The 9,475-nt window shown below is 73.0% G+C and carries 9 protein-coding genes; 3 read left to right on the top strand and 6 right to left on the bottom strand.

Translation table 11 applies throughout. The features are described from left to right. Window positions 1-118 precede the first annotated feature (118 nt). Window positions 119-334 carry an I78 family peptidase inhibitor gene (locus AC07BS_RS35035; protein ID WP_478644993.1) on the bottom strand — a complete coding sequence of 72 codons (216 nt, stop codon included), beginning with the start codon at window positions 332-334 and terminating at the stop codon, window positions 119-121. Window positions 335-868: 534 nt separating this feature from the next. Here AC07BS_RS35035 and ctaD point away from each other — a divergent pair. Further along, complete coding sequence (gene ctaD / locus AC07BS_RS35030) at window positions 869-2,548, top strand: aa3-type cytochrome oxidase subunit I (RefSeq protein WP_478644995.1); 1,680 nt, start codon at window positions 869-871, stop codon at window positions 2,546-2,548. Between the two features lie 31 nt (window positions 2,549-2,579). On the opposite strand, the gene AC07BS_RS35025 is transcribed toward ctaD, so the two are convergent. Then, window positions 2,580-3,551, bottom strand: coding sequence for a hypothetical protein (locus AC07BS_RS35025; protein WP_478935575.1), 972 nt, complete (start codon window positions 3,549-3,551; stop codon window positions 2,580-2,582). After that, complete coding sequence (locus AC07BS_RS35020) at window positions 3,548-4,798, bottom strand: glycosyltransferase family 4 protein (protein ID WP_478935573.1); 1,251 nt, start codon at window positions 4,796-4,798, stop codon at window positions 3,548-3,550. Before AC07BS_RS35020 ends, AC07BS_RS35025 begins: the two co-directional genes overlap by 4 nt. 250 nt (window positions 4,799-5,048) lie before the next feature. Here AC07BS_RS35020 and AC07BS_RS35015 point away from each other — a divergent pair, with 250 nt between their 5' ends. Both AC07BS_RS35015 and AC07BS_RS35010 read left to right on the top strand, forming a co-directional pair. After that, window positions 5,049-5,846: a hypothetical protein gene (locus AC07BS_RS35015; RefSeq protein WP_478935572.1), complete on the top strand. Its 798-nt coding sequence runs from the start codon at window positions 5,049-5,051 to the stop codon at window positions 5,844-5,846. A gap of 197 nt (window positions 5,847-6,043) precedes the next feature. Then, complete coding sequence (locus tag AC07BS_RS35010; RefSeq protein WP_478935571.1) at window positions 6,044-6,313, top strand: hypothetical protein; 270 nt, start codon at window positions 6,044-6,046, stop codon at window positions 6,311-6,313. Between the two features lie 43 nt (window positions 6,314-6,356). Here AC07BS_RS35010 and der read toward each other — a convergent pair whose 3' ends face one another. The 3 genes from der to cmk all read right to left on the bottom strand — a co-directional run bounded on the left by der (window position 6,357) and on the right by cmk (window position 9,225). Then, on the bottom strand, window positions 6,357-7,817 hold the full coding sequence (der, locus tag AC07BS_RS35005; protein WP_478645087.1) for a ribosome biogenesis GTPase Der: 1,461 nt from the start codon (window positions 7,815-7,817) through the stop codon (window positions 6,357-6,359). Window positions 7,818-7,879: 62 nt separating this feature from the next. Continuing rightward, window positions 7,880-8,551 carry a lysophospholipid acyltransferase family protein gene (locus AC07BS_RS35000; RefSeq protein WP_478935570.1) on the bottom strand — a complete coding sequence of 224 codons (672 nt, stop codon included), beginning with the start codon at window positions 8,549-8,551 and terminating at the stop codon, window positions 7,880-7,882. Further along, on the bottom strand, window positions 8,512-9,225 hold the full coding sequence (cmk, locus tag AC07BS_RS34995; protein WP_478645007.1) for a (d)CMP kinase: 714 nt from the start codon (window positions 9,223-9,225) through the stop codon (window positions 8,512-8,514). Before cmk ends, AC07BS_RS35000 begins: the two co-directional genes overlap by 40 nt. Between the last annotated feature and the right edge of the window lie 250 nt (window positions 9,226-9,475).

Here is a 9,475-nt window from a genome sequence, read left to right as displayed (position 1 = left end):
CCCCCCCCCCCCCCCCCCCCCCCCCCCCCCCCCCCCCCCCCCCCCCCCCCCCCCCCCCCCCCCCCCCCCCCCCCCCCCCCCCCCCCCCCCCCTCCGCGCGTACGAACGAGGCCCGGCCTCAGCCCTTCCAGCAGCGCCGGACCGTGCCGTCGGCCACTTCGAGGTTCAGCCGGCCGACGACGTACTCCAGGGTGATGACCGCGCCGGGCGGCAGCGCCCGCAGGGTCGTCCAGCCGCGCTCGCGGGCCAGCCGCGCGGCGGCGTCGGCGTCCAGGCCCACGTAGCCCTCGGGGTCGTCGTCGGGCTCGGCGGGAAGTCCGGGAAGAGGTGCCATGACAGCCACCCTAGGGGTGTCCGGCGCGGGCGCGGAAGCCGGGCACGCGCCGGGTCCGGGGCATACGCGCGTCGCCGCCGGGTCCGCCACTGGTCACACTTCTGTCACAGTGGACTCCGCCGGGTTTGCCGGGCCCCGTATCACTCATCCGTGCCTTTCCGCACCCCCGATGAGGCGCCCGCGCCCCGGTGCGAGCGAATTCCCCGGCTTTTCCCCGGACTCCCCGCGATGGTGCCGAACTCCGGGTGAATTCCCCGCCAAGAAAAGGGATCTCACGGTGTACCGGGAAATTCCCACGGCTTCCGCTTCCGCCCCCGGAGTCGGCGGAATATAAAATTCCGGGCACGCCGCCGGACCGGCCCGGGCGACATCCCCGGACAGGTGTCCGGCACACCGGGTTTGACCCTCCGTCGGCTCTCTCCGACGGCACTCTCGCGCGGACGGCCCCCCGGCGAGCATCATGGCGAGTGCCCGAGGGTTCCCACGCGCACCACGGCGGGGCGGCCCGTGCGAGCCGACAGCGAGGGGGCAGGGATGGGGACCGACACCGCGCAGGCCACCGCGGCAGGCCCGGCCCGGGAGCGGGGGCCCGGCCGGATCCTCGTGGACTGGCTGACGACCACCGACCACAAGAAGATCGGCCACCTCTACCTGATCACCTCGTTCGGCTTCTTCCTCGTCGGCGGTCTGCTCGCGATGGTGATGCGCGCCGAGCTGGCCCGCCCGGGCCTCCAGCTGCTGACCAACGAGCGGTTCAACGAGGCCTTCACCGCCCATGGCACGATCATGCTGCTGCTGTTCGCCACCCCCGCCTTCGCGGGCTTCGCCAACGCGATCATGCCGCTGCAGATCGGCGCTCCGGACGTGGCGTTCCCCCGGCTGAACATGTTCGCGTACTGGCTCTACCTCTTCGGCGGCCTCATCGTCGTCGGCAGCCTGCTGATGCCCCAGGGCGGCGCCACCTTCGGCTGGACCGGCTACGCCCCGCTGAGCAGCATGGTCCGCTCACCCGGCATCGGCACCGACATGTGGATCATGGGTCTGGCGCTGTCCGGCTTCGGCACGATCCTCGGTGCGGTCAACTTCCTCACCACCGTCATCGGCATGCGCGCGCCCGGGATGACGATGTTCCGGATGCCCGTCTTCACCTGGAACGTGCTGTTCACCTCGATCCTCATCCTGCTGGCCTTCCCCGTGCTGGCCGCGGCGCTGCTCTGCCTGGAGGCCGACCGGCGGTTCGGGGCCGTGGTCTTCGAGGCCCAGTGGGGCGGGGCTCTGCTGTGGCAGCACCTGTTCTGGTTCTTCGGCCACCCCGAGGTCTACATCATCGCGCTGCCGTTCTTCGGCATCATCACCGAGATCATCCCGGTGTTCTCCCGGAAGCCGATCTTCGGCTATGTGATGCTGATCGGCGCGACCATGGCCATCACGGCCCTGTCCCTGGTGGTCTGGGCCCACCACATGTTCGCGACGGGCGCGGTGCTGCTGCCGTTCTTCTCGTTCCTGTCGTTCCTCATCGCGGTGCCGACCGGGGTGAAGTTCTTCAACTGGATCGGCACGATGTGGCACGGGTCGCTGTCCTTCGAGACACCCATGCTGTGGGCGACGGGCTTCCTGGTGAGCTTCCTCTTCGGCGGCCTGACCGGGGTGATCCTCGCCTCCCCGCCGCTGGACTTCCACGTCACCGACACCTACTTCGTCGTCGCGCACTTCCACTACGTGGTGTTCGGGACCGTGGTGTTCGCGACCTTCGCCGGCTTCTACTTCTGGTGGCCGAAGTTCACCGGGCGGATGCTGGACGAGCGGCTGGGGAAGCTGCACTTCTGGACCCTCTTCACGGGCTTCCACCTCACCTTCCTCGTCCAGCACTGGCTGGGCGCCGAGGGCATGCCCCGGCGCTACTCCGACTACCTGGCGGCCGACGGCTTCACCGCGCTCAACACCCTGTCCACCATCGGCGCGTTCCTGCTCGGCCTGTCCAACCTGCCGTTCTTCTACAACATCTGGAAGACGGCCCGCTACGGCAGGCCGGTGGAGACGGACGACCCCTGGGGCTTCGGGCGCTCCCTGGAGTGGGCCACGTCCTGCCCGCCGCCCCGGCACAACTTCACCGCCATCCCCCGCATCCGCTCGGAGTCGCCGGCCTTCGACCTCCACCACCCGGAGTCGGTCCGCCGGCCCACGCCGCCGGTGCCGGCCGGGCCCGCCGGCTGACCGCCCGCGGGCCGGCCCTGGAGACCGGGCGTCAGGAGCCCACCGGCGGCCGCTCGTCGATCCGGATCGAGAGGTCGTTGTCGACGGTGTAGTACGGCCCCACCCGGGCGGGGGCGTAGGCGGCGGCGACGTCGCGCGCCGGGTAGGTGAAAACCTGCTTCTTGTCGGCGACGTCGTCGAGGATGCGGGCGAGACGCACCGCCTCCTCCCCTTCCGGGCCGCCGCGCAGCCACAGGTCCCACGCCTCCGGGCCGCCCCGCCACTCCTCGCACAGCTCGGCGTAGGAGAGGGTGAAGGAGAAGTCCTGCCCCTCGGCGGTCACCGGCACCGTGCGCACCAGCTCCGGGTCCCGGCGGCAGCGGGCCTCCACGACCGCGCCGGCGAGCCACGCGGCGGGGTCCTCGACGCGGTGGATCGTGCCCCGGCCGGTTATCCCGGCGTCCGTCACCCGCAGGTCCCCGGCCTCGGCGTGCGGGCCGCGCAGCCAGCTGCGCAGGGAGAGGTTGCCGTGCTTGGTGGCGTACGGGATGCGGACCGCGATCGGCGAGGTGCTGGGGCCGGGCCGGCGGTCGACCAGGGACCGCAGGTCGGCGATGCCGGGCACCAGGCGCTGTGCGGGGGCCTCGCCGCAGGCGACGTGGACGTCCCAGCGCCCCTCGGGCAGCGCGACGGTGCTGGGCAGCACCGCGCGCAGCCGGCCGTCGCCGTTGGGCGTCAGGGGCAGCCGGACCTCCTCCGCCTCCTCGTCCGTGCCCCGCCGGCGCAGCACCAGCGCCGCGGACCAGTGCGTGGCGTCGGTGCCGTGGCCGGGGGCGTCGAGGTCGAAGGTCAGTCCGCCCGCGGAGTCGGCGATGCAGTCGGCGCTGGGGCTCTCCGCGGCGAAGGCCAGGGGAGGGGCAGACACGTCGGTGCACTCCTCGGAGGTGGAGGTCGGACGGCCCGGGGAGGGGGCCGCTGCGGGCAGGCCGTCGCCGGCGGCGCCGGGCACGGTGGGCGGGGTCATGCGGCACGCACCCTTCGCAGGGCGGAGCGACTGCGGTCCTTGGCCTGGAAGGCGCTGCTGAGCAGGGCGCCCCGGGTGCGGTGGAGCGAGCCGCGCAGCCCGCCGCGGCCCGTCAGGTCGGCGAAGAGGCTCTCGTAGCGGCCGGCGACCTCACCGGGGTCGAAGCGCGCGGAGTTCTCCAGGGCCTTGCGGCCCATGCTCCGGCGCAGGTCGTCGTCGTTGATGAGCTTCAGCAGCCCGGCGGCGATCGCGTCCGTCTTGCCCACCGGGACGAGGAGGCCGTCGACCCCGTCGTCGATGATCTCGCGGGGGCCGTGGGGGCAGTCGGTGGAGACCACCGGCAGGCCGCAGCGCATGGCCTCGACGATCGTCATGCCGAACGACTCCAGGCTGGAGGTCACGGCGCCGATGGAGCCCTTGACCCACTCCGGCTCCAGCGGGGTGGCGGGGCCCATCAGGTAGATGTGGTTGTAGAGGCCGCGCTTGTCGATCAGGGCGCGGAGCTTGGCGCGCTCGGCGCCGGCGCCGTAGATCCGCAGCCGCCAGTCGGGACGCTCGGCGACGACCTTCTCGAACGCGCGGATGAGGACGTCGTAGCGCTTGGCGGGGGCGAGCCGGCCGGCGGCGATCACCCACTTCCCGCTGCCGTCGGCGGGGTCGAGCGCGGGCGCGGGGACGCTGTTGGGCACCGCCTCGACGCGCACGCCGGGCAGCCGCATCAGCTTGCGGTAGGTCCGCGCGTCGGCCTCGGTGACGGTGGTGACCGCGTCCAGCCGCGGGTAGTGGGTGCGCAGCGTGAGCTTCAGCTGCGGCGAGTGGGTGCTCAGCGTCAGGTGCTCCTGGCCGACGCGGACCGGACCGCGCGGGGCCTGCTGGGCGATGTGCACGTTGAGGCCGGGCCGGGTCCCGACCACCACGTCGCTGTCCAGGCCGCGCAGGTGCTCGGCGATCCGCCGGTCGGTGAGCGCGCTGTACTGCTTGTAGCGGCCCTCGGTGGCGGGGAAGACCGAGGCGGGCGTCCCGTACGCGGGGTCGTCGCCGTCGTACTCCGGGCTGTCCTTGCGCAGGTCCACCAGGTGGCGCAGCCGCACCTTGCCGCCGGGGGCGAGGACGGGCTCGTCGCGGTGCCGGAAGACGGAGACGATCTCCACGTCGTGGTGCTCGGCGAGGGTGTTCGCCAGGTTGAACGTGGTGCGGATCGTCCCGCCGATCCCGTACGCGTTGTGAATCAGGAATGAGATGTGCATTCGTCCCCATGCAGCCGGTGTGCCGCGGACATTCCCGGTAGCCCGCCTCCACTGAGAGGTTAGACCGTGGCGCGGCCCGCGCGGTTGGCCGTGATCACCAACTCGTTCCCCAAGCGATGAGGAATCGGTAGCCGATCCGGGGAACTTTTCCGGGCGTGACCCCGGCCCCGGATCGTCCGTTGTCTTCTGAGGAGCCGGGATGCCCCGGCTCCCCCGCACGAGTTCGACACCCAAGTTCCGAGGAGCCCCCGTGCCGCGCATGCTCGAAGTCAGCGACGAGGTACGCGCCGAGATCGGCGACGAAGAAGCCGAGCGCCTGCTGGGCGGCGACAGCGCCCCGGGTCTGTACGACTGCACCTCCTGCCGCACCCCCGGGAACACCGAGCGGGAGCGGACCAGCACGGTGCTGTTCGTCGGGGACGAGACCGCGGTGCTGGCCTTCGCGCACGCCGCCTGCATCCCCTCCCAGGTCGTCCCGGTATCGGAGGAGCAGCTCCAGGGCGCCGTACGGTCCATCACCGGCGAGGGCGGCGGTGGCGGTGGCGGCGGCGAGGCCGCGGCCACCGAGGTGCCGCTGCAGGCCGAGCTCGGGGTGACCAGCGGTCTGGTGCTGGCCGGCGGGGACGTCGTGCCGGCCCTGGTCGTCGAGCCGCTCGGCCCGATCGCCCGCCCCGGCACCTCCGGCCCGGTGGACGTCTTCCTGGAGCTGCTGACCGAGCAGGGCTTCGCGCCCGTGGCCGACGTCGACACGCTGCCGGCCCCGCTGCCGGGCTGGTCGGTGCTGGTGGCGCTGGGCAAGCTGCACGCGGTCCTCCAGCCGCCCGCGGCCGGCGCCTCGCCGCAGGCCTGGTGGCAGGCGCACCGGCCGATGCAGGTGGCCGACGAGTGGCGGGCCGCGGTCAACAAGTCCGGCCGGGTCCTCGTCCTCGCGGCGCCGGCGGGCACGATCGGGGCCCAGCCGCGCGAGGACCTCCTCCGCGAGGCCCTGGACCGGGCCGCCGCGACCGGCCGGCTGGTCGGCGCCACCATGCCGCTGGCGGGCACATGAGCGACGACGGTCGTCCCCGGCCGCACTGCACGGAGATCGTCCTGGCGGGCCATTCGCGTCCGGGACCGCATCCGACGGGCCTTGAGGTCGTTGGCAGGGATGTGTACTCATACGAACCCGCCCGGACCTCGTACCAGAACTACATCCCCGGCATGCGGCCATCCCGCGACGCCTCCCCGGAGAGTCACACCGGATCGGTGACCCCGATCTACGATGCTCTCTGCTCCGAGTACCGCCGATCGTTCCGGGCCCTGCCCGGGGACCGCTCGGGCGAGGAGGAGCTGCGGTTCAAGGCCTTCGGCCCCCTGGCGGGCGGGTACGGCGGGCAGCTCCCCGCCGGCCACTCGTCCTACCAGGGCCCCGCGGGGTACAACGCGGTCTGGGAGTCGTACTACGGCGCACGGCGCGGCAACGCGCTGCCCGCCCTGCCGCCCGGCCAGCGCGACGGCCGCCCGCGCGGCTTCTGACGACGAAAGCCCCGGACCGCGGACGGCCCGGGGCTCGGTGCGCCTACTTCTTGCGGCCGCGCTTCTCGCGCACCCGCACCGAGATGTGGATCGGCGTGCCCTCGAAGCCGAACTCCTCGCGCAGCCGGCGCTCGACGAAGCGGCGGTAGCCCGCCTCCAGGAAGCCCGAGGCGAAGAGCACGAAGCGCGGCGGCTTGGTGCCCGCCTGGGTGCCGAAGAGGATGCGCGGCTGCTTGCCGCCCCGGATCGGGTGGGGGTGGGCCGCGACGAGCTCACCGAGGAAGGCGTTCAGCCGGCCGGTGGGGACCCGGGTCTCCCAGCCCGCCAGCGCGGTCTCGATGGCCGGGACGAGCTTCTCCATGTGCCGGCCGGTACGCGCCGAGACGTTGACGCGCGGCGCCCAGGAGATCTGCTGGAGCTCGGTCTCGATCTCCCGCTCCAGGTAGTAGCGGCGCTCCTCGTCGAGGGTGTCCCACTTGTTGAACGCGATCACCATGGCGCGGCCGGCCTCGACGGCCATGGTGATGATGCGCTGGTCCTGGACGCTGATGGTTTCGCTGGCGTCGATGAGGATGACCGCGACCTCGGCCTTCTCCACCGCGGCCGCGGTGCGCAGGGAGGCGTAGTAGTCGGCGCCCTCCTGGAGGTGGACGCGCTTGCGGATGCCCGCGGTGTCCACGAACTTCCAGGTGGTGCCGCCCAGCTCGATCAGCTCGTCGACCGGGTCGCGGGTGGTGCCGGCCAGCTCGTTGACGACGACCCGCTCCTCGCCCGCGACCTTGTTCAGCAGGGAGGACTTGCCGACGTTCGGACGGCCGATCAGCGCGATGCGGCGCGGACCGCCGAGCGCGGCGCCGAAGGTCTGGGCCGGGGCCTCGGGCAGCGCCTTGAGGACCTCGTCGAGCATGTCGCCCGTGCCGCGGCCGTGCAGCGCGGAGACCGGCATCGGCTCGCCCAGGCCCAGCGACCACAGCATGGCGGCGTCGGCCTCGGAGGAGGGACCGTCGACCTTGTTGGCGCACAGCACGACGGGCTTGCCCGCGCGGCGCAGCAGCTTGACGACGGCCTCGTCGGTGTCGGTGGCGCCGACGGTGGCGTCCACGACGAAGACCACGGCGTCGGCGGCCTCGATGGCGTACTCGGCCTGCGCGGCCACGGACGCGTCGATGCCGAGGACGTCCTGCTCCCAGCCGCCGGTGTCGACGACCTTGAAGCGGCGGCCGGCCCACTCGGCCTCGTAGGTCACCCGGTCGCGGGTGACGCCCGGACGATCCTCGACGACCGCCTCACGGCGGCCGATGATGCGGTTGACGAGGGTCGACTTGCCGACGTTGGGGCGGCCGACGACGGCGAGCACCGGCAGCGGGCCGTGCCCGGCCTCGCCGATCGCGCCCTCGACCTCCTCGGCGTCGAAGCCCTCCAGCGCCGCGAGCTCCATGAACTCCGCGTACTCGGCGTCGCCAAGCTCACCGTGCTCGTCGCCGGAGTGGATCTGGTCGTTCATGAAGTCCTCGTTCTTCTTCATCATCGGCGGGCCGCCTGTGCGGTCCGCTACTCAAGTCTCGTTCAGCGGCCGGTCAGCCGCTTGGCGTCGGCCAGGTGCGCGCTCAGGCGCTCCTGAACGCGCACGGTCGCCTCGTCCAGCGCCGTGCGGGTGCGGCGGCCGCTGCCGTCGCCGGCCTCGAACGGGTCGCCGAAGACCACGTCGACACCGCTGCGCAGCGGCGGCAGGCCCGGTACGAGCCGGCCGCGGCGCTCCGTGCTGCCCAGCACGGCCACCGGCACGATCGGGGCCCCCGACCGCACGGCGAAGTACGCCAGGCCCGCTCGCAGCGAGGCGAAGTCGCCCTCCCCCCGGGTGCCCTCGGGGAAGATCCCCAGCACCTCGCCCCGCTCCAGGACGCCCAGCGCCCGGGTGATGGCCGTGCGGTCGGCCCCGGCGCGGTCGACCTCCAGCTGTCCGATGCCCCGCAGGAACGTGCCCAGCGGCCCCACGAACGCTTCCTTCTTGATCAGGAAGTGCACCGGCCGGGGCGCCGTGCCCATCAGCATCGGGCCGTCGATGTTGTGGGTGTGGTTGACGGCCATGATGCAGGGGCCCGCGGCGGGCACCCGCCAGGCGCCCAGCACGCGCGGCTTCCACAGCCCGTACATCAGGCCGATGCCGATCCGCCGCCCGACGGCGGCACCGGAGGCGTTCACGCCGCCCGCTTCTCCTCGACCAGGGTGACGACGCATTCGATGACCTGCTCGAGGGTGAGCTCGGTGGTGTCGACCTCGACGGCGTCGCCGGCCTTGGCCAGCGGGGAGGTCTTGCGGCCGGAGTCGGCGGCGTCCCGCTTGACGAGGGCGGCCTGGGTGCTGGCCAGGTCGGCGGCCTCCTTGCCCTTGAGCTCGCCGCTGCGGCGGGCGGCCCGGGCCTCGGGCGAGGCGGTGAGGTAGATCTTGACGTCGGCGTCCGGCAGGACGGTGGTGCCGATGTCCCGGCCCTCGACGACGATGCCCTCGGGGGCGCCGGCGGCGATGGCCCGCTGCAGCTCGGTCATCCGGGTGCGGATCTCGGGCACGGCGCTGACCGCGCTCACCGCGGCGGTGACCTCCTGGGTGCGGATGGGCGCCGAGGCGTCCGCCCCGTCGACCGTGATGGTCGGCGCGGACGGGTCGGTGCCGGAGACGATCTCGGGCTTGCCGGCGGCGTCGGCCACGGCGGCGGCGTCGTTCACGTCGATGCCGTTGTTCAGCATCCACCAGGTGATCGCCCGGTACTGGGCGCCGGTGTCCAGGTAGCGCATGCCGAGCTTGGCGGCGACGGCCTTGGAGGTGCTGGACTTGCCCGTGCCGGACGGGCCGTCGATGCCGACGATGACAGCTGCCGGGGCGGTCCGGGCGGCGGTTTCCACGGTGTCAGACACCTTCCTTGTGCACAGGGCGGGGGGATAGCGATCCATATCAGGCTCAGACAAGGTTACTGTCTCGCCGGACCGCCCCGTGCGGGGTGGGCGTGGGGGGGGGGGGGCGGGGGGGGGGGGGGGGGGGGGGGGGGGGGGAGGAGGGGGGGGGGGGGGGGGGGGAGGAGGGGAACTACAACTTCGACATGGCCGCCGACAAGATCGTCGACACCAGCAGCCCGAACGACAACGATTCCAAGCCGCCGGCCTGCAC

It is taken from the genome of Streptomyces sp. NPDC044063, assembly GCF_056434285.1.
This window is presented reverse-complemented; position numbering and strand designations above follow the sequence as displayed.